Origin of the sequence: Campylobacter concisus, assembly GCF_015230015.1 — a bacterium.
GTDB classification, from domain to species: Bacteria; Campylobacterota; Campylobacteria; order Campylobacterales; family Campylobacteraceae; genus Campylobacter_A; species Campylobacter_A concisus_AF.
Genome location: NZ_JAAKZC010000008.1, coordinates 1 through 25683 on the forward strand (window position 1 = coordinate 1; position 25683 = coordinate 25683).

The window sequence follows — 25683 nt, forward strand, 5'->3', positions numbered from 1 at the left end:
CCTATAGATATATAAAAAAATTGCTTTAAATTATCATCTCTCCTCTTTTATAAAGGGCTATTTATATAAATTTTCTTAAACTAATATGTAATTTCATACCTTAAGTTTATTGAAATTTTTATCTACGTAAATCAGGGGTAAATAAGCTTTTCAAAGCTAATATCTATCTAACCTTGTTTTAAATCTTTGAAGGAGAAAAAATGAATCGACGAGATTTCATCAAAAGTGCTGCAGCTAGTGCTGCTTGTGCTAGTGCTGGCATCGCTGTGCCAAGCTCGCTAAGTGCGGCAAGCGAAGCTGAAAAAGGCTGGCGTTGGGATAAGGCTGCCTGTAGATTTTGTGGAACCGGATGTGGCATCATGGTTGCTACAAAAGAGGGCAAGATAGTAGCTGTAAAAGGCGATCCAGAAGCGCCAGTAAACCGCGGTCTAAACTGCATCAAAGGCTACTTTAACGCTAAGATCATGTACGGCGAAGATAGGATCACTCATCCACTTTTACGCGTAAATGAAAAGGGTGAATTTGACAAAAAAGGCAAATTCAAGCAAGTAAGCTGGAAGCAAGCATTTGACGTGATGGAAGCTCAGTTTAGAAAAGCATATGATGAACTAGGACCTCACGGTATCGGAGTTTTAGGTTCTGGTCAATATACTATTCCAGAAGGTTACGCTGCTGTTAAGCTTATGAAAGGTGGCTTTAGAAGCAACAGCATCGATCCAAACGCAAGACACTGTATGGCAAGTGCGGTTCTTGGTTTTATGCAAGTTTTTGGTATCGATGAGCCATCAGGCTGCTTTGATGACATCGAGCTAACTGATACCATCATAGCTTGGGGCGCAAATATGGCTGAGATGCACCCGATCCTTTGGGCGCGCGTGAGCGATAGAAAGCTTAGCGATCCTGATAGAGTAAAGGTCGTAAATTTAAGTACTTACTCAACTAGAACATCAAATTTAGCCGATATCGAGATCATTTTTGCTCCGTCATCTGACCTTGCGATCTGGAACTACATCGCTCGTGAGATAGTTTATAACCACCCTGAGATGATAGATGAAGAATTTGTTAAAAAACACTGCGTCTTCACAGCTGGCCCAGTTGATATCGGATATGGTCTTCGCCCAGACATCCACCACAAAAAATATGCTCCAAGCGAGCTAGACACAGCTGCGACTGAGAAGTCAAAGGTGCTAAGCGAGGCTGAGGGCGTCACGCTTTCTTATCTTGGCCTAAAGGCTGGCGATACACTAGAAAATAAAAATGCTGCAAAAGCTGGCGATCACTGGCAAATAACATTTGAAGAGTTTAAAAAAGCTCTTGCGCCTTACACACTTGACTTTACAGCTAAGGTAGCAAAAGGCGATCCAAACGAAGATATCAATGAATTTAAGAAAAAATTAAAAGCACTTGCTGATCTTTACATCGAGAAAAATCGCAAAGTCGTTAGCTTCTGGACTATGGGCTTTAACCAACACCAACGCGGTACATGGGTAAATGAGCAAGCTTATATGGTGCATTTCTTGCTTGGCAAGCAAGCACTTCCAGGCTCAGGTGCCTTTTCTCTAACTGGCCAACCAAGTGCGTGCGGAACAGCAAGAGAGGTTGGAACATTCGTTCACCGCTTGCCAGCTGACATGGTTGTTGGCAATCCAAAACACAGAGAGATCACTGAAAAACTTTGGAAACTACCTGCTGGCACACTAAATGCCGTACCAGGCTCACACTACGTAAAAATGATGCGTGATCTTGAAGATGGCAAGGTCAAATTTATCTGGGTTCAAGTAAATAACCCATGGCAAAACACTGCAAACGCAAACCACTGGATCAAAGCAGCTCGCGAAATGGACAACTTCATAGTCGTAAGTGACCCTTATCCAGGAATTTCTGCAAAAGTAGCCGACCTTATCCTCCCAACTGCGATGATCTACGAAAAATGGGGTGCATACGGTAATGCTGAGAGAAGGACACAGCACTGGAGACAGCAAGTACTCCCTGTTGGCGAAGCGATGCCTGATATCTGGCAGATGCTTGAGTTTAGTAAGCGCTTTAAACTAAAAGATGTTTGGGGCGAGAAAAAGCTAAATGACAAAGTGACACTTCCAAGCGTGCTTGAGGCTGCAAAAGCTATGGGATATAGCGAAGAAGATACGCTATTTGACGTGCTTTTTGCAAATGAAGATGCTAAGAAATTTAGCGCAAACGATCCGATCATGGAAAACTATGACAACACAGAAGTCTTTGGCGACAGCAGAAAAGTGATCGGCTCAGATGGTAAAGAATTTAAAGGATATGGATTTTTCATCCACAAATATCTTTGGGAAGAGTATAGAAAATTTGGCGTTGGCCATGGTCACGACCTAGCTGACTTTGACACTTACCACAGGGTAAGAGGTCTTAGATGGCCAGTTGTCGATGGTAAAGAGACTCAGTGGAGATTTAACACTAAATTTGACCCATACGCTAAAAAAGCCGCTCCAAATGATAAATTTGCATTCTACGGCAACAAAAACGCAGCTCTTCCAACAGGCGATCTAAAAGGCGTAAAAAATCAAGAGAAAACTCCTCTTGCAAACAAAGCGAAAATTTTCTTCCGCCCTTACATGGATCCATGCGAGATGCCAAGCAAAGATTATCCATTCTGGCTATGTACTGGCCGTGTTCTAGAGCACTGGCATACAGGCACGATGACTATGCGTGTTCCTGAGCTTTATAGAGCCGTTCCAGAGGCACTTTGCTACATGCACGAAGACGACGCTAAAAAGCTTGGCGTGCTTCAAAACGAGATCGTTTGGGTCGAGTCACGCCGTGGCAAGGTAAAAGCAAGAGTAGATCTAAAAGGTAGAAATAAGCCACCAGTAGGTCTTGTTTATGTGCCTTTCTTTGATGAAAACGTATTTATAAATAAAGTCTGCCTTGACGCTACTTGCCCGATCTCAAAAGAGACTGACTATAAAAAATGTGCGGTTAAAATTTACAAGGCGTAAAAGTGGCTGATATGGAATTTTCAAGTAGGCGTGAAGCTTTGAAATTTGGAGCTAAGGCAGCGATCTTGGCACTTGGTGGAGGCTTTATATGGTCGCTTAGTGCCAAAGCCTCACCGCTTATACTTCTTAGACCGCCTGGTGCGAAAGCGGAGAAGCAGTTTTTAAAGAGCTGTATCAAGTGCGGACTTTGCGTAGAGGCCTGTCCATTTGATACGCTAAAACTTGCTACTCTTGAAGATGGCATAAGTATTGGTACGCCTTATTTTGAGCCTAGAAAAATTCCTTGCTATATGTGCGAGCATATCCCTTGCGTGCCAGCCTGTCCGACTGGGGCACTGGACGCAAATTTAGTTAGCACAGCTGGCAAACTCGATATCAACAAAGCCAAAATGGGCGTTGCAGTGGTCGATATGAAAAACTGCGTGGCATACTGGGGCATACAGTGTGATGCTTGCTACAGAGCCTGTCCGCTTTTAGACAAAGCCCTATATCTCGAGTATCGCCGCAACGAAAGGACGCAAAAGCATGCGTTTTTACTCCCAGTAGTTGATAGTGATATCTGCACGGGCTGTGGCGTATGCGAGCGAGCCTGTATCACCGAAAAAGCAGCCATTACCGTGCTAAACCGTGAGGTTGTGCTTGGTAAAGTTGGCGATAACTACGTCAAAGGCTGGGTAAAAGAAGATGAAAGGCGCGTGGATGATGCCAACAGCAAGATAAAGCTCGACATCAAAAAGGCGACTGACTATCTAAATGGCGGTGAGCTATGAAATTTTTAATCTTAAGACGAATAACTCAAATTTCTATCCTAGTGCTATTTATCCTAGGAAATGTTTATGGAGTTAAGATACTTAGCGGAAATTTAAGCTCATCTTCGCTTTTTGGACAAATTCCACTAAGCGATCCATTTGCGGTGCTTCAAATTTTACTGGCTGGCTTTAGCGTAGGCATAAATGCAATAATCGGTGCGATCATCGTCTTTGCATTTTACGCACTCATCGCTTCTAGGGCATTTTGCTCGTGGGTTTGCCCAGTAAATTTACTAACCGACATTGCTTACAAGTTAAGAGAGAAATTTGGCTTTAAGGGTGAAAAAATTTTAAACGTAAGTAAAAATTTACGCTACTACTTGCTAGCGCTCACTCTTATCTTAAGCCTAGCTCTCTCGCTACCAGCGTTTGAGAGCATTAGCTTTGTTGGTATCATCCAGCGCGGCATTATTTATGGCTCAGTTAGTGCCATTGGCATCGCCCTTGGCATAGTGGCCTTTGATATGTTCGTGCTAAAGCGTGGAATTTGCTCACATGTCTGCCCGCTTGGTGCATTTTACGCTGTGATATCAAAACTGGCTCTTATTAGAGTAAAACACGACGCAAATGCCTGCACAAAATGCATGAAGTGCAAGCTCATCTGCCCAGAGGTGCAAGTGCTAGATATGATCGGTAAAGAGAGCCGCGAGGTTAGCTCAAGCGAGTGCATAAGCTGCGGTAGATGCATCGACGTTTGCGGTGACGGGGCGTTAAATTTTAGTATTAGAAATTTAAGGAGAGAAAAATGAAAATGAAAATAATGGCGCTTGGAGCACTATGCGCTGCCTTTTTAGCGGCATGTGCATTGAATAATCCAAGCATTAGTGATTCGCAAATCGGCTTTAGAAATGTCGATTTGTTAGATGATAAAGACGTTGTTTTAAAAGACATCAACTACACAAAAGAGCCAGCCGGTATGGCAAAGAGATTTGACAGATCTTTTGAAAATGCACCTCCATTTATCCCACACGACACTGAGGGTTTGGTGCCTATCACAAAAGATTCAAATATGTGCGTAACCTGCCACATGCCTGAGTTTGCAAAAGATAGCGGAGCTACTCCTATCCCGGCTTCTCACCTTTATGACATCAGAAATAAAAAAGATCTTGCAGGCAAGCTTGATGATGAGAGATATAACTGCACAACTTGCCACGTCGAGCAACAAAATGGCGTAACGCAGCTTGTTGGCAATAAATTTAAGCCTGACTTTAGAGATAAAAACGGCTCACATAAGTCAAATTTACTTGACGTCTTAAATGACGGCGTTAGATAATGCAAAGCAGGCGAGAGCTTTTTAGTAAAATTTTGGGGGCAAAACCTGCTCCCAAATTTATAGATCCACCCTTTTTTAGCGGCGAATTTGACTGCGCTGGCTGTGAGGCTAGCTGCGTAAGTGCCTGTGAAAAAGAGCTTCTTAGCTTTGAAAATGAAAGAGTTGTTTTTAAAGTTAAAAAGCTAGGCTGCGACTTTTGCGAAGAGTGCGCGAAAGCTTGTCAAAGTAGCGGTCACCTGGCACTAAATTTAAGCTCGCCGAAGAGCATAAATGCAAAGGTTAGCATCAATGTCGCTAGCTGCCTAGCGTGGAATGACACGATTTGCTACAACTGTCTTGATGCTTGTAAATTTAAAGCAGTTGAGTTTCTTGGTGTTTTTCGCCCTATAATCAATCAAAATTGCGTCAGCTGCGGCGAGTGCTTTGATGTTTGTTTTAAAAATTCGCTTGAGATGGAGGCTTTATGAGAGTTTTATTTTTTCTTTTTTGCTTGTTAAATTTTGTCTTTGCAAATGAGATCACAACGCCTATTAAAGAGATAGAAGCTAGTGCAAACGTGCTTAATACTACGCTGATAAATGGCAAGCTTTTTATCGCAACTGATGGTGGCACGGTTGAAATTTATGATCCAAAAGAGTCTAAATTTGACGAGATTATTAAAATGGATGATATAAAAATCTACGTTAGCGACCATGAAAGACCAAAAATTTTAAATGTCGATGAGCTAAATGGCAAGATACTCATCCTAAGCGAGGGCGACTACGTTACAAAGGTACTTTATATAAGAGAAAATGGGCAGATAAGAAGCATAAAAATGGCTAATCAAGCGATAAAAAAGGCTCTATTTTTAGATGATGAGCATATAGCACTTGCCTCAATCAGCAATGAAATTTACTTTTTAAACCTAAAAAGTGGCGAAATTTATGATAGTTTTAAGATCTCTATCGCAATGCTCTCAGACATGGAGATAAGCGAGGATAGAGGCACGCTAGCGATCGCTTGTGAGAGTGGCAAGGTCTATTTTTACAATGTTCGTACTAAAAAAATGGACAAAATTTTAGATATCCACACTGATAATATCTACGACATCGCTTATAAAAATGGCGTCATGATAAGTGGAGGCACCGACAGGATCGTTGGCATCTTCTCTGCTGGAACGCTAAAAAAGATAAATACTGGCTTTTTGGTTTATGGCGTGGGGCTTAGTAGCGACGGCAAGATCGCTGCATATATGAGCGATGAGATGAGCGATGTAAATTTAGTTGATAGCGTTACTTTAGATAAGATCGCGATGCTAAAAACTGGTCAAAGCACGATAAATAGCATAGTTTTCATAAGCGACAACGAGGTTGTGACCTCTGCTTATGAGAAGAAAATTTTATTTTGGAGAGTTAGATGAATATTTCAAGCCTGATAGTCTATACAGATAATAAAAATGAGAGCGTAAAAGGCGAGATAAGCAAGCTAAAAGAGTGCGAGATCATCACTGACGCAGAAGATAGGATCGTTGTGGTCGTTAGCTCAGAGAGCATCGAAGATGAGATCAGAGTTTTTAAGATGATAGAGGGCATTAGCGGCGTGGTGAGCGTTGCGATGGTTTATAGCTATCAAGAAGACGCTCAGGAGAATAGAGAGAGGCTTGAAGCAAACGGCAAGATAAGTGAAATCTTAACAAGCGATGATGTAAAAGCCGAAGACATCGCATATGGCGGTAGCGTGCATTATAAGGTGAGGTGAAATTTACTCGGTCACTCTAGCAACTTATTAAATTCAAGCCACTTGTCTGCATCTAGATAAATTTACCTGACTTTCTATTGCACAAACCGCATGCAGTGCAAAGCACTGAAGCATGCTACCTATAACGTCGTAGGGGTTAGGGGATTGTTAAGGGGGAAGGGAGCGACTTCGTAATTCAAGCCTCTTCCCCCTTAACAAAGAAATAAAGCTTTAAATTTTAAAAATCCATTTCGCAAATTTTAAAATTCCACTCACTTGCAAGAATTGACTACTAAAATTTGGCTTCGCTTACAGCTTAGCTCAAATTTTAGAGCCGAAATTACTCGTTCATGAAATTTTAAAATTTGCGAAAACTTACTTGATAGCAAAACGCATGCGGCACGATAGTGCTATCGCATGCACTTCTAACGTGCGAGGGGTTTAGGGGATTTAAAAAGGGGGATAAGGGGACGGCCTCGTAACTCGAGTCCCCTTGTCTCCCTTTTGGATAAAAAATTACAAATTTAATTGAATTGTTTTGTAAATTTTAAAACTTTACTCACTCGCCTTAGCAGACTACTAAATCTAGGCTGCACTTCGTTTAGCACTAAATTTAGAGCCGTGATATGCTCGCTCATAAATTTTTAAAATTTATCTGAAGCTTTTTGTATGTTAAATTTAAAGTTTAGAATTAAAAAGTTTAAAAAATCCCAACCCAGTCTAAACCAGGTTGGAGTTTATGAAGATTTATGAAGTAGTTTGATTAAAATTTATTCTTTCTTACTTCACTTACTATTGTCTTTGCCATGTTATCAACATCGCTTGTTACTTCATTAGCCCTATTTGCAATTACAACGTTTTCTTTTGTTAGGTGATCTATTTGAGCAACTGATTGATTTATCATATTTATACCTTCGCTTTGCTCTTTGATTGATTCACTCATCTCATTTATTGATTGAGCTAATACATTTGTATTTGCTTCTATCTCACCTAGAGATTTTTGAGTTCTTTCAGCTAGTTTTCTAACTTCATCAGCAACAACTGCAAATCCTCTACCATGCTCTCCTGCTCTGGCTGCTTCTATTGCAGCATTAAGTGCTAGAAGGTTTGTTTGATCTGCTATATCTCTAATGATAGTTATGATGTTTTTAATTTCATCACTTTGTCTTATAACATCAGCTGTCTTTTGAGAGATGGCATTCATTGAGCTTGACATTTGCTCAACTGCTGCTGCACTTTCTTGAAGTGAGCTTGCTTGTGTGCTAGCACCTTGTGTAAGCTCTTTCATAGCCAAAGCCAGAGTTGTAGCCTTTTCTTCAAGCATCTGAGCATCATTTAAATTTGAGTTTAGCATAGTGCAAATTACTTCACCCATATTTGATACTCCAAGTATCATAGCCTTTAAATCAGCCTCTAGCTCTTCGTTTATCTCAACCTTTGCAGTAAAGTCGTTTTTAGTATATGAGCTAAGAACATTTGTTATGCCCTTTAAATTTGCTGAGATAGATGTAAAGAATTTATTTAGTAGCTCTTTTAGCTCATTTAGCGATGGGTTGTTTGGAGTTGAGCCTATCTTTGCTCCAAGGTTGCCTTTGATCATTAAATTTGCTACCTTGTTTAGCTCATCTATCATAGTGCTATCTTTTTTGATACCAGCTACGACTTTGTCGATGTTTTCATTTATCGCCTTGCTCATCTCGCCAAATTCATCATTTGATCTTACCTCTAGCTTGCTTGGTGCTTTTGCTTCGTAAGTTACAAATTTAAATAGATCATCAAGCTTAGACTGGATAGTTTTTATAGGGTTAAGAGACTTTTTAAGTAAGAAATAGACAAATGCTGAGAGGATAACGATAAATAGCACTGCTAGGATTAGCTGGATCTTTAGGAGGGGCATAGTATTTGACGTAAATACATCTTTTTGCATAGCAGATATGGCCAGCCAGCCACGATCGTTTAGCTCTATAAAGTCAGCATATCTATCCTCACCCTTTGTGTTTTTATAGGCAATTAGACCGTTTTCATTAAATTCTTTATTTTTATATCTAGCGACCAGCTTGCTTGTGGTTGGATTGTCTTTACCGACTAGATCTTTGTCAGGGTGGATGATGATCTTGCCATCTTTATCTATCACGTAAGCATAGCTATAATCAGTCTTGCTGATACTCATGATCTCTTCACTGAGACTTGAAATATCAGCATTCATGGCAGCGACACCTTTATCACCGATAGGTGCTGAAAATGCTATCATCATGGCATTTGAGCTTGATGATTTATAAGGATCAGAAAAAGTTGCTTTTGCGCCTTTTGCGATCTTATACCAGTCTCTTGTTCTTGGATCATAGCCATTGTCTTTTGGCATCTCATTCTTGCCATTTGAGCGGTACATCGCACCATCGCTCTCGTATCCCACAAAAATTCTCTCTATCTCAGGCGATACGATAAGCTTGCCTGTGCTTAAAATTTCATTTATCTGACTTCTGTCCTCTAACTTTTCTAGCCTTTGGGCGATGCCATTTGCGGCATGTGTATTCTCGTCAAAAAATGTATTCATAGCGTTTTTTACATCTTTTAGAATTTGACGTTGAGATTGGATGACTAGCTCGATGGTTTTACTCTGAGCAGTATAGTAACTAGCGGCCGACATAGCCACAAACGATATACATAGAGCAACTATTAGCATTAGTGCTATTTTATTGGTGATTGACTTCACACGAATTCCTTTACATATGATTTACATTTTTTCTATATCGGCTAGTTTAAAAAGAATTGTATAGCTGTTTAAGAAGTTTTTCTTTAAAAATAAGAAGTTTTGATCTAAAAGATAAATTTAAGGTCTATTTTTTATCAAATTTAAAAGATTTTCTCTGATATTTTCACTAGTTAAATTTGAAATTTCGCCGTAGAAATTCCCATCTTTATCTAGCAGATAGATAGCAGAGCTGTGAGCGACAGAGTAGCCCATGGCAGAGTTTTTAAGGCGTACTTTTTGGTATTTTACGCCGTAGTTTTTAGCGACTTTTGGCAGATCATTCATCTTTATTCCGTCTGCATCTTTGTAGAAATTTTTTGCCATTAGGGTTAAATTTTCAGGCGTGTCACGCTCAGGATCAAGAGTGATGAAAAGTAGCTCAAAGTCGTCTCTTTTTAGTTTATTTAGCTCATCGCCTACAAGAGAGAGCGTAGTAGGGCAGACATCGGGGCAGTAAAGATAACCAAAATATATCGCTTTATATTTGCCATTATAGTTTTTAAGGCTCACTTCGCCATGCTCTGAAAGCGCCTTAAAATCATACTTGTTTGGCTTTATAAAAAGCATCGCAAGACCAGCACATATTAAGATTATCATTAAGCCCCAAAGTGTCTTTTTCATCATTTGCCCTTACATTTTTAGATCAAGATCTACAAAAAATCCAGTCTCTTTTTCGCCATCAAGCAGCTTAAATCTATACCTCATAAGATCGACCACACAAGCACTTAGCACGACTTGGGCTATTAGATTATCGCCTCTTTGATCAAGCCTTGCCTTTATAGAACCCATGTTCATATTTATGCCATCGATTACAAGATTTGGATCTTTTAGCCCTAAATTTTTGCCATTAATGATCTTAAAGCTAAATGGCCTCATCGCAAAGATCGGTCTTGGCGAGATGTCTATCTTTAGCTTAACGCCATTAAATTTCACCTCGCAAGCATCTTTGTTTAGATCGCATTTTAGAGGATCAAGCGATGTATTTATATCGGCAAATTCGGGCGGATCCTCTTTGCTGACCATAAATTTATGACCTATCCAAAAAGCGCCTGCTACGATAAAGATGAGTGAAAAAAGGATTAGAATTTTTTTCATTATTTAAAGTTTTTGGTTACTCCGATACTATCAAGCTTGATGCTCTCGCCGTTGCTAAATTTAAGCTCCAAATCAACCTTGTCGCCATCTTTTATGGGCTTGTTTAGATCCATAAGCATGATGTGAAGACCGCCAGGTGCTAGCTTAGTCTCGCCATTTTTTGGGATAACGGCGTCTTCAACTTGAACCATAGCCATCATGCCATTTTCCATCTTGTGAGTGTGAATTTCAGTGCTTTTGCAAACACTTGAATGAACGCCAACTAGCTTTACATCGGCATTTGAAGCGTTTTTGATATTCATAAAAATAGCGCTATTGTTTGTGCCAGGCTTTGTGTCTCTTGCTCTGACATTTTCTAGGCTGATGTCAGCCGCCATAAGAGTAGAAGCTGCTAGCATAGCACCAAAAACAAGTTTTTTCATATTTTTTCCTTTATGGTAAATTAATAATGGTTTTCAGATTATACATATAAAGAAACTAAAATTCCCTTTAAAATTTAAAAATTGAAATTTTTTAGGTTATAATTACGCACTAAATTTTACTTTTTGGGACACTTCACTTGAAAAAGATACTATTTTTCTTCATCGCGTTAGCGCCTTGTCTTTTTGCCCAAAATTACGAAGAAATTTACTTAAAAAATGGTCCATCTGCTGTCATAGAAGCCATTGAAAAGAACATTTTAAGTAAGGACTACTGGCTAAACAAGCTCAAAGACAAGGACGTTAGATACGGATATTACGACAACGAGATACTTCTAAGCGTGGTTGATAAGACTGATAAAGAGCTTGAGGTCATCTCTTATAAAGACGGAGTTACAAAAAAACTCTTTAGCTCAAGCGTCATCGTTGGTAAAAATGGCGATAAACTGCTTGAGGGCGACCTAAAAACGCCAGTTGGCGTCTATCAGCTCACACGTAGATTTACGCCAAATGACAGATATCTTGGACCTCTTGCTTTTTCTCTTTCATATCCAAATTTACTTGATAAACTTGCCAAACGTAATGGCAGTGGCATCTGGATACATGGCTATCCGCTCGATGGTCAAAGGACAGATGAGCTAAAGACAAAAGGCTGCGTAGCTATGCAAAATGACATTTTGATGAAATTTGACGAAGTGATAGACCACAAAAAAACGCTCGCTTTTATCTATGAGGACAAGCGCCCAGAAGCAAGCGTGAACGACATAGCGGTGATCATCTCTGGAATTCTTAACTGGAAAAAGACTTGGAGCGAGAGTAACATCGATAGCTATTTGAAATTTTATGATAAAGATTTTGAGCGATATGACGGCATGAGCTTAGAAAATTTTAAAAATATGAAGCGTGCGATCTTTTCTAAAAAAGAGAAAAAACATATCGTTTTTTCAAATTTTCTCATCACACCTTATCCAAACCTTAAAAACGACAAACTTTTTCGCGTGAGCTTTTATGAGGATTATGCCTCGGATACACATAAATTTGCAGGTCAAAAGACCCTTTACGTCAAGCTTTACGGCGATGAGATGAAAATTTTTATAGAGGAGTAGAAGTGGAAAAATCTCAAGAAGTAAAAGAAAAGATAGAGAAAATTTTAGAGGCGAGGTCTGCTTTTTTTGCTGAGCTAGACCGCCAAGTGCCAAAGAAAAATGGCACTGATGTCTTTGACTTTAGCAAGGTTAAAGAGGCTGATCTAAAAGAAATTTATGCTAAATTTTATGCATTTGACTACAACGTAAGAAAGCTCTTGCCTGACGTTTATAAAGCTTATAATGTGAATTTCAATGTCTGAGATACGCCTAAACAAAGCAGCTTACATCCACAATCTAACTAAAATTTGTGACAAAGCTGGTGGAAAAGAAAAAGTGATCGTCGTGCTAAAAGATAACGCTTATGGACACGGCGTAAGGCTGATAGCTAGCGAGGCTAAGAAATTTGGTATAAAAAACTGCGCTGTAAAGAGCGAATTTGAAGCAAATGAGATCGCTGATATCTTTGAAAATATCTTGATCCTCTCGCACATCCCAACAGGCGATGAGAGTGCTAAATTTACCTACGCCATAAACGACATAGACGCACTTTTAAAGATAAAAGAAAATACAAAGATCAACCTTGCCATCGACACTGGCATGCATAGAAATGGGCTTGATATAAGCGAGCTTGATTATGCATTTGAAATTTTAGCCAGGAGAAATTTAGAGCTTCTTGGCGCTTATACGCACTTTCGCGCAAGCGATGAGCTAAATGCTGATTATTTCGTGCAAAGAGAAAATTTTAACGCCGCAAAGGCGAAAATTTTAGCTCTTTGTGATGAGTTTGGTATAAAAAAACCGATCTTTCACTCTCACAACTCAGCTGCCCTTGAAAGAGCGAGCCAGATAGAAGATGAGATGGTGCGCATTGGCATCGCTCAGTATGGATATGCTCAGTTTAATGGCTCTTTGGGGCTAAAGCCAGTGCTTTCACTTTGGGCAAAGCGTGTTAGCAGGCGTGTTTTAAAAAGTGGTCAAAGTGTGGGATATGGGGCTAAATTTATAGCTAAAGATGACATAAATGTCGCTACTTATGATCTTGGATATGGCGACGGGCTACTAAGATACAACGGGCTAGGAGAGCTAAGACTTGCAAACGGCGAGATGGTGCTTGGCAAAATTTCGATGGATAGCTTTAGCTGTAAAGATAGTGGCGAGTGGGTCTGTGTCTTTGAGGACGCAAACGTTTGGGCGGAGTTTTTTGGCACGATAAACTACGACATCTTGGTCAAACTCTCGCCAAATATCACTAGAAAATTTATATAAAGGTAATATGTGAAAAAGATCGTTTTATTAGCTCTTGCAAGCCTTGCTTTTGGCGTGCAAGAGAGTGAGTTTAAAGTTTATGAGCAGATACTAAATCAGCTTGACACAAAGCAGATCCCAACCTTTGTCGTCCAAACTGCAAAGCCAAATTTACCAAGTAGGGTCGATGAGATGATCACGCTAAAAGATGTAAGTAGCGACGGGCTAAACATACATGGCGAGTTTGTCTTAAATGAGACTAAGACAAAGAAGTTAAAAGGCTACAACAAGGCTCAAATTTTGGCTTTAAAAGATGAATTTTACCAAAACGGAAAAGAGGCACTTTGCAACTCAGGCATGGCAAGAGCTGCGCTAAATCGCGGCATCACGCTAAGTGGTAGCTATGGCTTTGAGGGCAGACATCTTTTTGATTTGAAGCTGGATAAGAGTAGTTGCGAGTAGCCCTTTTTGCTCTGGTTTTTTGTTCGCTAGCTCTGGCTATTACGCCAGATATGGCAGCGAAAAATCACGCAACATACTACAAAAAAAAGCTCCCATTTATCTGCACGCCGACGCTAACGCTTAACGATATCTTAAACGTTGGCGACACGCTCATCTACAGATACGCCGTTAAACACGCAAGAAAGCAAGAGATCAAAAGGCTTGAAGAAAAAGAGCTTTTGGAATTTAGCGAGGCTATAAAAAAAGAGAATTTAAGAACCGCTTGCAAGGACAAAGAAATTTTAAATATGCTAAGTATCGGCGTTAGCCTGGATGAAATTTTCTACTCAGAAAACGGCGAACTACTTTTTGAATACACCATAAGAGACGAAGACTGCAAAAGACTCCAGTGAAATTTGGGGTTAATTCAGTTTTTGGCTTTTAAATTTAGTTTTTAGCCAAACTGTATTTGTAAATTTTAACAAAACCGCATGCAGTGCGTCCACTGTTGCATGCCACTTCTAACGTCGTCGGAGTTAGGGGATTGTTAAGGGGGAAGGGAGCTTCTTTGCTTCACTAGCTCGCAACTGCAAGCAGATCGTAATTCAAGCCTCTTCCCCCTTAACAAAGAAATAAACATTTAAATTTAATTAGGTTGCTTTGCAAATTTTAAAATTTCATTCACTCGCAAGAATTGACTACTAAAATTTGGCTTCGCTTACAGCTTAGCTCAAATTTTAGAGTCGAAATTACTCGTTCATGGAATTTTAAAGTTACTGGAATTTCAATAAAATGCATGCATCGCAAGACAAATTTTAAAACTTTACTCGCTCGCCTTATCAGACTACTAAATCTAGGCTTCACCATGTTTAGCACTAAATTTAGAGCCGTGATATGCCAGCTCTAATTTTAAAATTTATTAAAGTCTCACACGCTTGCATGAGCGACTGCTAAATTTTAACTTCGCCTACAGCTTAGCTCAAATTTTAGAGCCGAAATTGCTCGCTTATAAAATTTTAAAATTTGACTATCTATATTTAAAATTTAAACCAAAAAAAGAGATTTAGCCCAAATTTTACTAAGAGCTAAAATTTTACATACCTCTTTTTATCTCTCGTTCTAGCCTTTGAAGCTCAGCGATCCTGTCGCTAGTGCTTGGGTGCGTTCTAAAAAGCACGCTAAGCTTGCTAGTTAGCGAGCCAAATGGATTTACGATAAACATATGCGCGCTTTGCTCGCTTGCGTTTTGCATGACGTAAGAATTCGAGTAGTTTTCAAGCTTTGTTAGTGCGCTAGCTAGCCACTCTGGGTGCCCTGTTAGATAGGCTGCGCCTTTGTCCGCCTTGTACTCGCGCTCCCTTGAGATCGCCATTTGGATGACCGTGGCAGCCAGAGGCATCACAACGGCGATGATTAGCATAATCACTGGGTTGGCGTTTCGCTGCGAATTTTGATTTTGACCGGCGAGGGTGCCTATCTTGGCAAAATTTGCGACCATCGCGATAGCCCCAGCTAGGATGGCAGCGACTGAGCCAGTTAGGATGTCGTAGTGCCTTACGTGGCTTAGCTCGTGAGCTAGTACGCCCTCGATCTCGTTTTCATTTAAAATTTTTAAAAGCCCCTCGGTTACCGCAACGGCTGCATGGCTTGGATTGCGGCCTGTGGCAAAGGCATTTGGCACCTCTTCAGGGATGATGTAAATTTTTGGCATCGGCAAATTTGCCTTTTGTGTGAGGCGTGAGACTATCTCGTAAAGGCCATGAGCGTTGCTCTCATCAACAGGGATGGCGTTATATCGCTTAAGCACGAGTTTGTCGCTAAAAAAGTAAGAAAATAAGTTCATACCAGCTGCCATCAAAAAGGCGATCATCATGCCTTGCTCGCCTCCCACATAGCCGCCAACAGCGATGAAAACAAGCATTAAAGCAACCATTAAAAAAGCAGTTTTGAAAATTTCCATTTTTTTCCTTATTTTATAGCATTTGGCAAGATCGCCGCGTCGATCTCAAATTTCGCAAGCTCGCAAAGGCTTGCTTCACTTTCTATCAAAACAGCGATAAGCGCGTCAAATAAGTAGTTTTGCGCAACTTTTGCCAGATCTTTAGCTAGCGTAATATCGGCAATAATAAATTTTGCTCCAGCGGCGTTTGCAACTATAGCTTCGTTTATGTCATTTGCAATGATGCTAAAGTTTGCTTCAGCTTCTAGCGCTTTTTTTATCAAATTTCTATCAAATTTAAAGAGATTTTGCCTGCTGTTTGAAATTTCATCTTCGCTTTTGCAAAGAAACAGCGGCTCAAATTTTATCAGCTCATCACCTAAAATTTTCATCTCTCACCCTTTATGCACTCTTTGCAGATGTATTTTCCGTCTCGCAGCACCATTTGATCGATGTCGCTAAAGACACCGCATTTGCTGCATTCTTCGAAGTTACTGGTGCTTATCTTGTCGCTTTTTTTTCTATTTTTAAAAAATATGATGTAAATCGCAACCAAAATCGCTACAAAAAGCAAGTATTTCAACGTTTTTCCCCTTGATTTTTGAGATTAAAATATATGTAGTTTCTGTTTTTTTCATTATAAATTTGCGCGTTGATGCCTGAAATTTCATCCATGACGCTAGAACCCTTGTAGATGAGAAATTTAGTGCTCTCATCATAAAATCCCTTGCAAATTTTTATAAGCTCTTTTGTCTTGCTAAGAGCCCTTGAGGTGATGAGATCAGCTGCAAATTTATCTGCAAGCTCGATCTTTTGGCTATGAACTTCTAAATTTTCTATGCCAAGCTCGATCTTAGCGTAGCTTAGAAACGATGACTTTTTAGCTATCGGCTCAAAAAGGTGCCACTTTGTTTGTGGCATCGCAAGTGCTAAAAATATCGCTGGGAAGCCAGCTCCGCTACCAACATCGATCGCAGTTTTGGCACTTAGGTCAAAAATTTCAAGCGGTTTTATGCTATCAAGCACCTGCTCGCTTATATCTTTATAGTTGCTTAAGCTATGAACTTTGTTAAATTTAGCAAAAATTTGAGCGTAAGCCTTTACTTTTTCGTTAAATTCAGCTGGCAAGCAGAGCTCATTTTTCATCACAAGATGTGTCCCATTTGCTCTTTTTTGACCTTTAAGTAGCCCTCGTTAAATTTATTTGGTTTTATGACGATAGGCACGCGTTTTACAATCTTTACTGAGCTTAGTCCGTGAAGTTTTAATGGGTTGTTTGTGAGTAAATTTACCTCTTTTATGCCGTAGTGATTTAGGATAAAATCAACCACTTCGTATGTCCTCTCATCAGCCTTAAAACCTAGTTGGTGATTAGCCTCAATGGTATCAAAGCCCTTGTCTTGGAGGTTGTAGGCATTTATCTTGTTTAAAAGCCCGATATTTCTGCCCTCTTGACGCAGGTAGATGACCATGCCGCCATTTTCTTCGATATATTTTAGGCTCGCTTCGAGCTGGTCGCGACAGTCGCACTTTAGGCTCCCGATCGCATCGCCAGTTAGGCACTCAGAGTGAATTCTAAGATTTACAACTTCGCTTAAAGGCTCTTTATAGATCGCAAGGTGCTCTTTTTCCCCTTCTTTGAAGGCTTGAACCTTATAAGTGCCAAATCTCGAGGGTAGATTTGCGGCGTTTGAAATTTCTATTTTCATTTTAAATTTACTCCAACTGTGCTAAACTAGCTAAAAATCACGCATTTTAACAAAGAAAAGGCAAAAATATGTTTAAACGTTTTAGAAGATTAAGAATAAATCCAGCCCTAAGAGAGATGGTAAGAGAGACTAGTCTTAGCGTAAATGACTTCATCTATCCGCTCTTTGTGGTCGAAGGCAAAGGCATTAAAAATGAAATTTCTTCGATGCCAGGCGTTTATCAAATGAGTATCGATGAGATTTTAAAAGAGTGTGAAGAGATAGTAAATTTAGGCATAAAATCGATCATTTTATTTGGCATACCAAGCCTAAAAGATAGCGTTGGCAGCGACGCACTAAGCAACGATGGCATCATCGCAACAGCGCTTAGAGCTATAAAGGATAAATTTCCAAATTTATTTGTCATCACCGATCTTTGCTTTTGCGAGTATACAGACCACGGCCACTGCGGCATAATCGACTACGTACATAACACCATCGACAATGACGCAACGCTTGAAATCTCAGCCAAACAAGCCCTGATACACGCTCAAAATGGCGCCGACATGATCGCACCAAGCGGTATGATGGACGGCATCATCGCTACGCTAAGAGAGGCGCTTGATAGCAATGGCTTTGAAAATTTACCAGTGATGGCTTACTCGACCAAATTTGCCTCAGCCTACTACGGACCATTTCGTGATGTGGCGCAGAGCGCACCAAGCTTTGGCGATAGAAAGAGCTATCAAATGGACAGCGCAAACCGCCTAGAGGCTATAAATGAGAGCTTGCAGGACGAGGCGCAAGGCGCTGATATCTTGATGGTAAAGCCAGCGCTTGCCTATCTTGATGTCGTTAGAGAGCTTAGAAATTTGACGCTTCTGCCGATCTGCGTATATAACGTAAGCGGCGAGTACGCACTGCTAAAAGCTGGCGCAAAAGCTGGCATCATCGACTACGAGCGTGTTATGATGGAGACGCTTATCGGCTTTAAAAGAGCAGGGGCAAATTTGATCATCTCATACCACGCAAAAGAAGCAGCTAAAATTTTAAGGGGCTAAGATGAGGCACTTTTTGACGCTAAATGACTTTAGCAAAGATGAAATTTTAGAAATGATAAATTTAGCCCGCAAGATCAAAAAAGAGGCGAAGGCTAGAGAATTTAAGCCATATCTAAAAGATCAAAAGCTTGCGATGATATTTGAAAAAAGCTCGACTAGAACGAGGGTGAGCTTTGATGTTGGCATGCATGAGCTTGGCGGATATGCGCTATTTTTAAGTAAAAATGATATACAAATAGGCCGCGGCGAGCCCATACGAGATACTGCTAGAGTGATAAGCAGGATGTGCGACATGGCGATGCTTAGGGTTGATAAGCACGAGACGCTAGAGGAATTTGCTAAATTTTCAAGCGTGCCAGTGATAAATGGCTTAAGCGATAAATTTCACCCAGTGCAGCTAATGGCGGACTATCTAACCATGCTTGAATTTAGCGCAGGCGAGAAGGTTGCCTACGTAGGAGATGGCAATAATATGACTCACTCATGGCTCATGCTAGCAAGCAAACTTGGTCTTGAGCTAAGAGTTGCCACACCAAAAGGCTATGAGGCGGACGCTGAAATTTTAAAAATAGCTCAGGAAAACGCAAAAATTTCAGGGGCGAAAATTTTTATCACAAATGATATAAAAGAAGCGGTAGATGGTGCCGATGTAGTGACTACGGACACTTGGGTATCTATGGGACAAGAGGGCGAGAAAGAAAAAAGGCTAAAAGACTTTGCTGGATACTGCGTGGATGAAAATTTGATGAGCTTAGCTAAAAAAGATGCGATATTTTTGCACTGCTTGCCAGCTTATAGAGGCTACGAGGTTAGCGAGGCGGTCTTTGAGAGGCATGCGGATGAAATTTTTAGCGAGGCGGAAAATAGACTTCATGCCCAAAAAGGCGTGATGGTCTGGTTAGATGAGAGAAGAAGATGAGTGAAGAGAAAAGTATATATGATGAGATAGATGAGATCGGCAACAACCTTGGGCTAAGTAGCCCTGAAAAAACGGTTTTTGAGATAGTTTCAACGAAAAATCCAAACGAGCATATCTTAAATTTAAAAAGTGGCTCTTGGGACTCAAAAGAGCCGTGGTTTGGTATTGATGAAAATCAAAATTTACACACGGTCGTTTCAGTACAATCGCTCTCAGCTTTGATAGAGGCTTTAAAAGAGACGCAAAAAGAGAATTTTGACCTAAGACTTGAAAAGACGATCTGGCAGAATATCCCAGTTGATTTTAGCGATGTTTGGGTGGTTGCGATGGATGAGATCAAAAAGATCGCTCACGATAAAAAGAGCAGGCAGTTTAACATCGACCTTGATAAGCTGGTAAAAAATATAAAAAAAGAGCATCCAAATTTATTTGTAGATATAAAAGAGATGATCCAAATGGCAAGGAGCAGGGCAGATGATTGATTTTAGTGCGTATGTGAAGTATTCAAGGCCAGGGCCAAGATATACGAGCTATCCAACAGCACCGGAGTTTAGCGATAAATTTAGCTATGAGGCTTATATAAAAGAGCTTGAAAACCGCGATAAAAAAAGGCCGCTCTCGCTCTATTTGCACCTTCCTTTTTGTAGGAGTGCTTGCTATTTTTGTGGCTGTAATGTCATCTACACAAGCAAAGAGGATCGCAAAGAGAGATATATAAGATACATAGAAAAAGAGCTTGAAATTTTAGCTCGCCACCTAGATACAAGCACTGAGGTCTTGCAGATGCACTTTGGTGGCGGCACACCGACATTTTATAACGCCGCTCAGCTTGATGAGATCATCAAACTTATCAAGGCTAAATTTAAAAATTTCTCAAAAGAGGCTGAGATAAGCTGCGAGATAGACCCGAGATTTTTGACAAACGAGCAGCTTGATGTGCTCATATCTCACGGCTTTAACCGCATAAGCTACGGCGTACAAGACTTTGATGAGAAGGTGCAAAAAGAAATTCATAGAATTCAGCCCTATGAGATCACTCAAAATGCCGTAAAAATGGCTAGAGAGAAGGGCATAAAATCAATCAATATGGACCTAATTTATGGCCTACCATATCAAAGTCTAGAGAGCTTTAAAAAGACGCTTGAGCTTGCTCTTACTCTTGATCCAGATAGGCTTGCAGTATTTAACTACGCTCACGTGCCGTGGATAAAAAAGTCGATGCGTAAATTTGACGAGACAACCTTGCCAAATCCAGAAGTGAAGCTTGAAATTTTAAAATTTACAGCTGAATTTTTAACTAAAAATGGCTACAAAATGATAGGAATGGATCACTTTGCAAAGCCAAATGATGAGCTTTTTGGCGCTTTGGCAAATGGCACTTTGCATAGAAATTTCCAGGGCTATACGACAAAGGGCGGTGCTGATCTCATTGGCATTGGCGTGACAAGTATTGGTGAGTGCAAAAGACACTACGCGCAAAATCATAAAGATATGGACGAGTATGAAAAAGCGATCGATAGTGGGAAACTGCCGTATGCGAAGGGAAATTATCTAAGTGATGAAGATTTGCTTAGAAAGAGCGTGATAATGAGTTTGATGAGTAATTTCGGGCTTAATATCAAGGCAGTCGAGGATGAATTTCATATAAATTTCTTTGAACATTTCAAAAATGAGCTTGAAGAGCTAAAGAGTTTAAGTGAATTTGTCGATGTTGCGACAGATAAAATCAGCGTAAATGAGACAGGAGCGCTGATAATACGAAATATTGCAATGTGTTTTGATGAGTATCTTAAGAAAATTCCGGAGAATTTAAGGCGATTTTCTAAGACAATTTAAAAATTATTTTTTTGTCATAGAGTGTTTAAAATGCATTTAATATTTCTTGGTGTATAATTCGCACTAAAAGTCGAGCCAAAGCTTGACAATAAAAAGGTAAAAGGATCTAGTCATGAAAAAGATGTTAGCAATTAGTGCTTTGGCCGCAGCAACATTGCTGTCCGCTCAAGATGTCCCTTATAGGATTTTTCTAGCTTCATTCGCTCAAGATGATAGCGCTGCTAGAATCGATAGTGCTGTTAGCAAAGTAAACAGCAAAATATCAGATAGCAGATTAACTACTGGCGTTTATGAAGTTGGTGGAAGAAAATTTCTATATGTTGATACGACTCCTGTTTCTGAAAATGAAGCTAATGAGTTGTTGGCTAAAGTTCAAAATGAGTCAGGTTATAAAGATGCTTTAATGAGAGCTAAGTCACCTGTCGCAAATGCTCAATCAGCTAAAAAATCTAATATAGAGCAAACTATATCAACTGAGCCTAAAGCAGCAGCTACAGCACAAGCTGATGATAGTGTATTGACTTTGGATCAAGTTGTAAAAACTATTTTAAATGAAAACCCAAGCTTAAAAGCTACAGAATTTAACTACTTACAAGTTGGTAAAGATCTAAAAATAGCTAAAAATGCTTATTACCCAACACTTGATGCAGCTGCTAGAGTAGGATATGAGAGAAAACGTCTTGATGATGGTCTTACAACAAGAAGAGGCGATGGCAGAGTATCTGGTGCATCTTTAACTTTAGTTGAAAACCTTTACAATGGCGGCGCTGATAAAAACAGAATCAACTCTCAAAGCGCAAGACTTGACTCAGCTGCTTACACAGTAGCTCAAGCTGCAGATAGACTAACACTAAGCGCTGCAAATGCTTATCTACAAGTTCTTCAAACAAAGAGAATTCTTGACATTGAAGAAGAAAATGTAAAAAGCCATGAAGAAATTTATAGCCAAATCAAAGATAGAGCAAGATCAGGTTACGGCGTAGCTTCTGAAGAGAGACAAGCTGGATCTCGCTATACTTTGGCTCAATCAAACTACATAGCTGCTAAAAACAACTATGAGGACGCGCTTTCTACATTTGAAAAATTATATGGAAGAAAAGTTGCTGCTAAAAACCTAGTAATGCCTGAGTTTAACCTGCCATTACCAAGCACAAAAGAGGCAGTTTATGACAAAGCTGTTCTTTGTAACCCAACACTTCTAGTTCAAAGATCAAACATTGCTATGGCTGAGTCTGTTGTAAAAGAGAAAAATGCACCATTCTTACCAAAACTAGATCTTGTTGTATCTGGTGCTTATGATCACTCAAATGTTTTATATGATGATTATGAAGAGCAAACATTTGATGCTCTTTTAAGACTAAACTATAACCTTTACAACAAAGGTAATGATAAGCTAGATAAAGAGAAGAGCCAACTTGCTGTTCAACAAGAGCAACAAACTATGGATAACCTTGTAAGAGAGCTTAAAGAGTCTTTAGAATTCTCATGGCAAAACTACGTTCTTAACCAAGAGAAAATGGGATATCTAAATCAACACGTTGAGTATGCAAAAGCTACACTTGATGCTTACCAAGATGAGTTTAGAATCGGCCGCCGTGACCTTATCAACCTACTTGATGCCGAGAATGAGTACAACACAGCATTAAAAGAGATCGCTACAACTGAAACAGCGCTTTCATATGCAAAATATAGATTGCTAGATAATATGGGTATGGTTTCAGATAGTTTTGAGCCAGGCTTTGCGAAGAGATATATCCAAGGCGCTTGCAGTATTCAAAACGACTTAAGATAAAAATTTAAAAAGTGATGACCATGAGGGTCAAAGCAAAATTTTGGACGCTTACATTAAGCGTCCTTTTTTCGTTATTAGCATTAAATGCTATCGGAGATTTTATAAAACAAACAACGATAGCAAAGGTGGCTAAAATTTATGGAGAAGATGCAAGAAGAAGGGCATCGGCATTAAATTCTTTAATGACTTCATTGCAAGATGCAACCGAACAAGAGAAATTAATAAAAGTAAATGATTTTTTTAACTCTTTTAGGTGGGTTGATGATATGCAACTTTGGCATAAAAAAGATTACTGGGCTACCAGAATGGAATTTGTAGGAAAAGGCGCTGGTGACTGCGAAGACTACGTTATCGCAAAGTATTTCACCCTAAAGCAACTTGGAATTCCAACTCAAAAATTATACTTCACATACGTTAAAGCCTTAAGATACAACCAAGCACATATGGTTTTGGCATATTATGACACACCAAAGTCTATTCCATTAATTTTAGACAACATAAATGGTAAAATAAAAATCGCAACTCAAAGAACAGACCTCGTGCCAGTTTATAGTTTCAACGGTGATTCGCTATACTTAGCAAAACAAGAAGGTCTTGGTCAGGCAATACCAGGTGGAAATAAAAAACAAAATCCTAAGTGGATGGAACTAATAGATAGGATAGGAAAAGAGGATTTATGACGCTATTTAAACAGATTATGATCGCTGTGATAGCTTTTGGCATCGTGATTTTTATGGCTGTTGGCTACTTAAATTTTAAGAGCCTAAATGGATACATCAACGACCAGCTCGGTGAAAACGCAAGACACACAGCAAACTCACTTGGACTTGCTTTAAAGCCGATTGTCGATCCTGAGGATATGTCTTTGGCGCAAACGATGATAAATTCTATGTTTGATAGCGGTAGATACAAGCTCATTAAACTTGAAGATGTCGATGGTAAGGTACTTATAGAAAATTCTCAACAAACTATCGTTAAGGATATCCCTGAGTGGTTTTATAAGATCGCTAAATTTGAAGCTCCAGTGGCAACAAGTGAGATCATGACTGGCTGGGCAAAATTTGGCACACTCTATGTTCAAGGTAGCACGGCACTTGCTTACAATGAGCTTTACTCAAACTCAAAAAATATTTTTAACTTTCTAGCTTTAATGATCATCATCGCTCTTATCGTGGCATTTTTTGCCCTCAAGGCGATATTTAGACCACTTGTTAAGGTTCAAGATCAAGCTGAAGCGATACTTGATAATAAATTTATCATTCAAAAGAGAATTCCATTCACAACTGACCTTAAAAAGATGGTGCTCGCCATGAACTCGATGGTTAGCAAGGTTCAAGACATCTTTGAAAGAGAGGCTGCTACGCTTAGCAAGTATCAAGAGCTTTTATATAAAGACTCTATGAGTGGCACTTACAATAGAAGGTTTTTTCAAACTAAATTTAGCGAGTATCTAGCGAGCGAAGAGTATTCAAGCGGTGTTGCATCGCTTGTTAGCTTTAAAGATCTAGCTGGATTAAAAGGCGTTCTTGGTTTTGAGAAATGGCAAAGTGTCATCATAAAAATAGCTCAAATTTTACAAGAAAAATCGGCCGAAAATGACCAAAATGCGATCGTCGCAAGGTTAAATGACAACGATTTTATCGTTATGTCATACGGTAAAAACTCATCAAATTTCTCAGCTCTAAACGATAAGATCATGGCTGAGTTTAAAAAACTCTATGTAAATTTCTCTATAAATGATAGCGAATGCCCAGTCAATGCTGCTATTGTTGAGTATTCACCAAGCACTGACATGAGGACACTACTTACTTCAGCTGACGTTACATTGGCTAGTGCAAGACTAGCTGGCTGCTTTACTTGCAAGGAATTTAATGCAAATCAAAATACTCTAGTCATCGGTAAAGAAAAATATAAAGAGCTTATCTTTGACTCTATAAAAGAGGATAAATTTAAATTTGCAGCTCAAAAAGTGGTTGGCTTTGACTCAAGCTTTGAGCAGTATGAGCTCTATCTAAGGCTCGTTGATAGCGAAGGTAAATGGCGTATGGCATCATACTTTATGCCGATGGTAAATGAGCTAAATTTAGGTGCGATGCTTGATCTTCATATCCTAAATAGGATCGCTAGAATTTTGCCTGAAAATATCTTGCCTCAAGGAAGCTTGGCGATAAATTTAGGAAAAGAGATATTAAGCTCGGATGAAAATTTCTCAAAACTTGAAGCTACACTTAAGAAAATCGCTCAAATTTCAAAATCTAAAAACTATATAGAAATTCCAAACAAAGACGATATTAGTATCGAAAGTATAGTTAGACTTACTAAAAAATTAAAAGAACTCGGCTTTGGTTTTGGATTTGACCACTTTGATCTTAATGCAAAAGGCATTGAGAAATTAAAAGAATTTAATCCAGACTACGTAAAGATCCAGTCAAGCGTCTTAATCGACTTTTTAAGTGATAAATCAGGGGCAAATACAAAACAATCACTAGATGTTGTTTTAAGCTCAAAAGATATCATTTTGATTGCGATCGGTGTTGAGAGTGAAGAGCAAAAGAGTAAGCTAATTGAGCTTGGCATTAAAAATATGCAAGGAATTTACATAGATGAAATCAAAAATATTGGATGATAG

At 39.5% G+C, this 25683-nt stretch carries 28 protein-coding genes; 19 read left to right on the plus strand and 9 right to left on the minus strand.

All coding sequences use genetic code 11. The annotated features are described in order from the left end of the window. Positions 1 to 200 precede the first annotated feature (200 nt). The 7 genes from napA to G6W42_RS05575 are packed head-to-tail and all read left to right on the plus strand — an operon-like array spanning position 201 to position 6800. Positions 201 to 2981 (plus strand): nitrate reductase catalytic subunit NapA, encoded by a 2781-nt coding sequence (gene napA, locus G6W42_RS05545; RefSeq protein ID WP_194173256.1) that lies wholly within the window; start codon positions 201 to 203, stop codon positions 2979 to 2981. A gap of 11 nt (positions 2982 to 2992) precedes the next feature. Then, positions 2993 to 3751: a ferredoxin-type protein NapG gene (napG, locus tag G6W42_RS05550; protein WP_196779951.1), complete on the plus strand. Its 759-nt coding sequence runs from the start codon at positions 2993 to 2995 to the stop codon at positions 3749 to 3751. Further along, positions 3748 to 4539: a quinol dehydrogenase ferredoxin subunit NapH gene (napH, locus tag G6W42_RS05555; protein WP_194173258.1), complete on the plus strand. Its 792-nt coding sequence runs from the start codon at positions 3748 to 3750 to the stop codon at positions 4537 to 4539. The genes napG and napH overlap by 4 nt, the downstream gene beginning before the upstream one ends. Beyond that, the gene (locus G6W42_RS05560; protein ID WP_194173259.1) at positions 4536 to 5063 is read left to right on the plus strand and encodes a nitrate reductase cytochrome c-type subunit; all 528 of its coding nucleotides are present in this window, start codon (positions 4536 to 4538) and stop codon (positions 5061 to 5063) included. Before napH ends, G6W42_RS05560 begins: the two co-directional genes overlap by 4 nt. Beyond that, a complete protein-coding gene (locus G6W42_RS05565) occupies positions 5063 to 5530 on the plus strand; it encodes a 4Fe-4S ferredoxin (RefSeq protein ID WP_194173260.1) in 468 nt (155 codons plus the stop codon). Before G6W42_RS05560 ends, G6W42_RS05565 begins: the two co-directional genes overlap by 1 nt. After that, positions 5527 to 6462 (plus strand): WD40 repeat domain-containing protein, encoded by a 936-nt coding sequence (locus tag G6W42_RS05570; RefSeq protein WP_194173261.1) that lies wholly within the window; start codon positions 5527 to 5529, stop codon positions 6460 to 6462. Before G6W42_RS05565 ends, G6W42_RS05570 begins: the two co-directional genes overlap by 4 nt. Next, a complete protein-coding gene (locus G6W42_RS05575; protein WP_002939660.1) occupies positions 6459 to 6800 on the plus strand; it encodes a chaperone NapD in 342 nt (113 codons plus the stop codon). Before G6W42_RS05570 ends, G6W42_RS05575 begins: the two co-directional genes overlap by 4 nt. Before the next feature lie 742 nt (positions 6801 to 7542). Here the strand turns inward: G6W42_RS05575 and G6W42_RS05580 are convergent. From G6W42_RS05580 to G6W42_RS05595, 4 genes are all read right to left on the minus strand, one after another. Continuing rightward, positions 7543 to 9492 carry a methyl-accepting chemotaxis protein gene (locus G6W42_RS05580; RefSeq protein ID WP_194173262.1) on the minus strand — a complete coding sequence of 650 codons (1950 nt, stop codon included), beginning with the start codon at positions 9490 to 9492 and terminating at the stop codon, positions 7543 to 7545. 117 nt (positions 9493 to 9609) lie between these two features. Beyond that, positions 9610 to 10152 (minus strand): SCO family protein, encoded by a 543-nt coding sequence (locus G6W42_RS05585; protein ID WP_004317554.1) that lies wholly within the window; start codon positions 10150 to 10152, stop codon positions 9610 to 9612. Positions 10153 to 10161: 9 nt separating this feature from the next. Then, the gene (locus G6W42_RS05590; RefSeq protein WP_004317570.1) at positions 10162 to 10626 is read right to left on the minus strand and encodes a hypothetical protein; all 465 of its coding nucleotides are present in this window, start codon (positions 10624 to 10626) and stop codon (positions 10162 to 10164) included. Then, the gene (locus tag G6W42_RS05595) at positions 10626 to 11048 is read right to left on the minus strand and encodes a copper chaperone PCu(A)C (protein ID WP_004317624.1); all 423 of its coding nucleotides are present in this window, start codon (positions 11046 to 11048) and stop codon (positions 10626 to 10628) included. Before G6W42_RS05595 ends, G6W42_RS05590 begins: the two co-directional genes overlap by 1 nt. A 137-nt stretch (positions 11049 to 11185) precedes the next feature. On the opposite strand from G6W42_RS05595, the gene G6W42_RS05600 reads away from it, so the two are divergent. From G6W42_RS05600 to G6W42_RS05620, 5 genes are read left to right on the plus strand one after another with little or no spacing between them, the layout of a single operon-like run. Beyond that, complete coding sequence (locus G6W42_RS05600; RefSeq protein ID WP_194173263.1) at positions 11186 to 12151, plus strand: L,D-transpeptidase family protein; 966 nt, start codon at positions 11186 to 11188, stop codon at positions 12149 to 12151. Positions 12152 to 12153: 2 nt separating this feature from the next. Next, positions 12154 to 12393: a CmeU family protein gene (gene cmeU / locus G6W42_RS05605; RefSeq protein WP_004317595.1), complete on the plus strand. Its 240-nt coding sequence runs from the start codon at positions 12154 to 12156 to the stop codon at positions 12391 to 12393. Beyond that, a complete protein-coding gene (locus G6W42_RS05610) occupies positions 12386 to 13399 on the plus strand; it encodes an alanine racemase (RefSeq protein WP_194173264.1) in 1014 nt (337 codons plus the stop codon). Before cmeU ends, G6W42_RS05610 begins: the two co-directional genes overlap by 8 nt. A gap of 9 nt (positions 13400 to 13408) precedes the next feature. Beyond that, positions 13409 to 13840, plus strand: coding sequence for a hypothetical protein (locus tag G6W42_RS05615; protein ID WP_194173265.1), 432 nt, complete (start codon positions 13409 to 13411; stop codon positions 13838 to 13840). Between the two features lie 50 nt (positions 13841 to 13890). Then, a complete protein-coding gene (locus G6W42_RS05620; RefSeq protein ID WP_194173266.1) occupies positions 13891 to 14232 on the plus strand; it encodes a hypothetical protein in 342 nt (113 codons plus the stop codon). A gap of 680 nt (positions 14233 to 14912) precedes the next feature. Here G6W42_RS05620 and htpX read toward each other — a convergent pair. Genes htpX through ribA form a run of 5 tightly spaced genes read right to left on the minus strand, consistent with a single transcriptional unit; the run spans position 14913 to position 17467 of the window. Further along, positions 14913 to 15779 (minus strand): zinc metalloprotease HtpX, encoded by an 867-nt coding sequence (gene htpX / locus G6W42_RS05625; RefSeq protein WP_194173267.1) that lies wholly within the window; start codon positions 15777 to 15779, stop codon positions 14913 to 14915. Positions 15780 to 15787: 8 nt separating this feature from the next. Beyond that, the gene (locus G6W42_RS05630; RefSeq protein WP_194173268.1) at positions 15788 to 16150 is read right to left on the minus strand and encodes a hypothetical protein; all 363 of its coding nucleotides are present in this window, start codon (positions 16148 to 16150) and stop codon (positions 15788 to 15790) included. Next, positions 16147 to 16341, minus strand: a complete 195-nt coding sequence (locus tag G6W42_RS05635; protein WP_009294554.1) for a hypothetical protein — start codon at positions 16339 to 16341, stop codon at positions 16147 to 16149. The genes G6W42_RS05630 and G6W42_RS05635 overlap by 4 nt, the downstream gene beginning before the upstream one ends. Beyond that, complete coding sequence (gene rsmG / locus G6W42_RS05640; protein ID WP_194173269.1) at positions 16338 to 16904, minus strand: 16S rRNA (guanine(527)-N(7))-methyltransferase RsmG; 567 nt, start codon at positions 16902 to 16904, stop codon at positions 16338 to 16340. The genes G6W42_RS05635 and rsmG overlap by 4 nt, the downstream gene beginning before the upstream one ends. Next, positions 16904 to 17467, minus strand: a complete 564-nt coding sequence (ribA, locus tag G6W42_RS05645; protein WP_194173270.1) for a GTP cyclohydrolase II — start codon at positions 17465 to 17467, stop codon at positions 16904 to 16906. The genes rsmG and ribA overlap by 1 nt, the downstream gene beginning before the upstream one ends. Positions 17468 to 17535: 68 nt before the next feature. On the opposite strand from ribA, the gene hemB reads away from it, so the two are divergent. The 7 genes from hemB to G6W42_RS05680 all read left to right on the plus strand — a co-directional run bounded on the left by hemB (position 17536) and on the right by G6W42_RS05680 (position 25680). Further along, positions 17536 to 18507 carry a porphobilinogen synthase gene (gene hemB / locus G6W42_RS05650; protein WP_194173271.1) on the plus strand — a complete coding sequence of 324 codons (972 nt, stop codon included), beginning with the start codon at positions 17536 to 17538 and terminating at the stop codon, positions 18505 to 18507. Position 18508: 1 nt separating this feature from the next. Next, the gene (gene argF, locus G6W42_RS05655) at positions 18509 to 19426 is read left to right on the plus strand and encodes an ornithine carbamoyltransferase (protein ID WP_194173272.1); all 918 of its coding nucleotides are present in this window, start codon (positions 18509 to 18511) and stop codon (positions 19424 to 19426) included. Next, positions 19423 to 19908: a DUF2603 domain-containing protein gene (locus tag G6W42_RS05660; RefSeq protein WP_194173273.1), complete on the plus strand. Its 486-nt coding sequence runs from the start codon at positions 19423 to 19425 to the stop codon at positions 19906 to 19908. Before argF ends, G6W42_RS05660 begins: the two co-directional genes overlap by 4 nt. Next, positions 19901 to 21262, plus strand: coding sequence for an oxygen-independent coproporphyrinogen III oxidase (hemN, locus tag G6W42_RS05665; protein WP_194173274.1), 1362 nt, complete (start codon positions 19901 to 19903; stop codon positions 21260 to 21262). Before G6W42_RS05660 ends, hemN begins: the two co-directional genes overlap by 8 nt. A gap of 112 nt (positions 21263 to 21374) precedes the next feature. Beyond that, a complete protein-coding gene (locus G6W42_RS05670) occupies positions 21375 to 23054 on the plus strand; it encodes a TolC family outer membrane protein (protein ID WP_194173275.1) in 1680 nt (559 codons plus the stop codon). Between the two features lie 20 nt (positions 23055 to 23074). Then, positions 23075 to 23734 carry a transglutaminase-like cysteine peptidase gene (locus G6W42_RS05675; RefSeq protein ID WP_194173276.1) on the plus strand — a complete coding sequence of 220 codons (660 nt, stop codon included), beginning with the start codon at positions 23075 to 23077 and terminating at the stop codon, positions 23732 to 23734. Then, positions 23731 to 25680 carry a bifunctional diguanylate cyclase/phosphodiesterase gene (locus G6W42_RS05680; RefSeq protein ID WP_194173277.1) on the plus strand — a complete coding sequence of 650 codons (1950 nt, stop codon included), beginning with the start codon at positions 23731 to 23733 and terminating at the stop codon, positions 25678 to 25680. Before G6W42_RS05675 ends, G6W42_RS05680 begins: the two co-directional genes overlap by 4 nt. The last annotated feature ends 3 nt before the right edge of the window (positions 25681 to 25683 follow it).

Coding starts and splice junctions, on each gene's coding strand:
- napA (WP_194173256.1), top strand. CDS start 201: ATGAATCGACGAGATTTCATCAAAAGTGCTGCAGCTAGTGCTGCTTGT.
- napG (WP_196779951.1), top strand. CDS start 2,993: ATGGAATTTTCAAGTAGGCGTGAAGCTTTGAAATTTGGAGCTAAGGCA.
- napH (WP_194173258.1), top strand. CDS start 3,748: ATGAAATTTTTAATCTTAAGACGAATAACTCAAATTTCTATCCTAGTG.
- G6W42_RS05560 (WP_194173259.1), top strand. CDS start 4,536: ATGAAAATGAAAATAATGGCGCTTGGAGCACTATGCGCTGCCTTTTTA.
- G6W42_RS05565 (WP_194173260.1), top strand. CDS start 5,063: ATGCAAAGCAGGCGAGAGCTTTTTAGTAAAATTTTGGGGGCAAAACCT.
- G6W42_RS05570 (WP_194173261.1), top strand. CDS start 5,527: ATGAGAGTTTTATTTTTTCTTTTTTGCTTGTTAAATTTTGTCTTTGCA.
- G6W42_RS05575 (WP_002939660.1), top strand. CDS start 6,459: ATGAATATTTCAAGCCTGATAGTCTATACAGATAATAAAAATGAGAGC.
- G6W42_RS05585 (WP_004317554.1), bottom strand. CDS start 10,152: ATGAAAAAGACACTTTGGGGCTTAATGATAATCTTAATATGTGCTGGT.
- G6W42_RS05590 (WP_004317570.1), bottom strand. CDS start 10,626: ATGAAAAAAATTCTAATCCTTTTTTCACTCATCTTTATCGTAGCAGGC.
- G6W42_RS05595 (WP_004317624.1), bottom strand. CDS start 11,048: ATGAAAAAACTTGTTTTTGGTGCTATGCTAGCAGCTTCTACTCTTATG.
- G6W42_RS05610 (WP_194173264.1), top strand. CDS start 12,386: ATGTCTGAGATACGCCTAAACAAAGCAGCTTACATCCACAATCTAACT.
- G6W42_RS05620 (WP_194173266.1), top strand. CDS start 13,891: ATGGCAGCGAAAAATCACGCAACATACTACAAAAAAAAGCTCCCATTT.
- htpX (WP_194173267.1), bottom strand. CDS start 15,779: ATGGAAATTTTCAAAACTGCTTTTTTAATGGTTGCTTTAATGCTTGTT.
- G6W42_RS05630 (WP_194173268.1), bottom strand. CDS start 16,150: ATGAAAATTTTAGGTGATGAGCTGATAAAATTTGAGCCGCTGTTTCTT.
- rsmG (WP_194173269.1), bottom strand. CDS start 16,904: ATGAAAAATGAGCTCTGCTTGCCAGCTGAATTTAACGAAAAAGTAAAG.
- ribA (WP_194173270.1), bottom strand. CDS start 17,467: ATGAAAATAGAAATTTCAAACGCCGCAAATCTACCCTCGAGATTTGGC.
- hemB (WP_194173271.1), top strand. CDS start 17,536: ATGTTTAAACGTTTTAGAAGATTAAGAATAAATCCAGCCCTAAGAGAG.
- argF (WP_194173272.1), top strand. CDS start 18,509: ATGAGGCACTTTTTGACGCTAAATGACTTTAGCAAAGATGAAATTTTA.
- G6W42_RS05660 (WP_194173273.1), top strand. CDS start 19,423: ATGAGTGAAGAGAAAAGTATATATGATGAGATAGATGAGATCGGCAAC.
- hemN (WP_194173274.1), top strand. CDS start 19,901: ATGATTGATTTTAGTGCGTATGTGAAGTATTCAAGGCCAGGGCCAAGA.
- G6W42_RS05670 (WP_194173275.1), top strand. CDS start 21,375: ATGAAAAAGATGTTAGCAATTAGTGCTTTGGCCGCAGCAACATTGCTG.
- G6W42_RS05675 (WP_194173276.1), top strand. CDS start 23,075: ATGAGGGTCAAAGCAAAATTTTGGACGCTTACATTAAGCGTCCTTTTT.
- G6W42_RS05680 (WP_194173277.1), top strand. CDS start 23,731: ATGACGCTATTTAAACAGATTATGATCGCTGTGATAGCTTTTGGCATC.